At 70.8% G+C, this 1325-nt stretch carries 1 protein-coding gene and 1 pseudogene; both read right to left on the reverse strand.

Annotated features, from left to right (window positions below; genetic code table 11):
- Positions 1–440: 440 nt before the first annotated feature.
- Positions 441–893: a heme-binding protein gene (locus AC08ON_RS17790; RefSeq protein WP_476608667.1), complete on the reverse strand. Its 453-nt coding sequence runs from the start codon at positions 891–893 to the stop codon at positions 441–443.
- 178 nt (positions 894–1071) lie between these two features.
- Positions 1072–1325: pseudogene (locus AC08ON_RS17795) on the reverse strand (hypothetical protein); the annotation flags it as partial.

Below are 1325 nucleotides of genomic sequence, written 5' to 3' on the forward strand. Positions count from 1 at the left end.
CAGTGACGCCGCGTTTCCGGTGTCCGGATAGAGCAGGCCGAATCTGATCGCGTCCGGAGCGACGCCCGGCGCCGCGCAGGCCGGGGACGCGGTCGGCCCGTCGGTGGAGACCCGGCAGCCGACCGCTCCCAAGCCGATCAGGAGGCTCACGAGCCCGAGCAGCGCGGCCCGGCGGTCCGCACGACGGCGCCGAGGCCGGTGCGGCCCGACTCCCAGAGCCGTGACGCTCCTCACTCCATCAAGCCTGAACCAGAAGAACCACTCTTCGGTGCCATTCCGTTGATTTTGTGAGATTCACCGAAGATCGATCGCTCCCGGTTTCAGGATCCGATCCCGCTTCGGGCTCCCCACGCGGTACCGCGTGGGGAGCGATACCGCGTGGGGGTGCGGCCCGGTCGGCCCGGTCAGTCCGGTCGGCCCGGTCAGTCCGGTCGGCCCGGTCAGAACGCCGCCGCGGCGGCCCGGGCGATGGCCTGGTCAAGGGGGGCGGGACCACCGCTCACCCCGACGGCCCCCACGATCACCCCGTTCCGCCACAGCGGCAGCGCACCGGGCAGACCGGTGACGACCGGTTCCGCCGGCGACGGACGCTCCCGTCCGACGCGGTCGTCACCCGTGGCAGGTGCCTCGCCGCCGGCATGCGCCTCGCCGCCAGCGTGTCCCTCGCCACCGGTATGACTGACCAGATGGGCCGGCGGAGCCCAGGCCCGAGCCGCGCACGCCTTGTCGACGGAGATATCCGCGGTCTCGAGCCGGGCATTGTCCATCCGGACGTGGGCAACCAGAATTCCGGCATGGTCAACGACAGCAATGTTAACCGGTTGACCGAGGTGAACCGCATATTTCTCCCCGGCGGCAATGATCCGACGGGCGTCCTCGAGCGATACGGTCATCCGCGACTCTCCCCATAAAGCGGCGTTCCGGTGCGCTTGACCATAGGCCCTGGTTGACCGTCAGGTGGTGGAAGGCGCGCCGCGTAACCACCGTCGCGCATGGCACTCCCGAGCGGCGAACGGCAGGATACAGGTGGACACCGGGTATCCCCGGGCCCCCGGCCGGGGAACCGGAGGGTCAGGTCGCGGCGACGAGCGGGAGGACGGCCCGGGGGCAGCGGTGGATCAACCTGCTGGAGAGATAGCCGCCGCCCAGCAGGTCCAGCAGAGCACCGGCGCCCGGATGATCCAGCCGGCCGACCCGGTGCAGGCCGCGCAGACGCAACAGACCGGGCAGGTGCGCCTCGATGGCTCGCTGGTCGGGCCGGGGAGCTCCATCGAGCCAGGTGTCGAACCGCGCGCCGGTCATGATTTCCCACACGACCGTGTCCG

It is taken from the genome of Frankia sp. CoWAU3, from assembly GCF_977971855.1.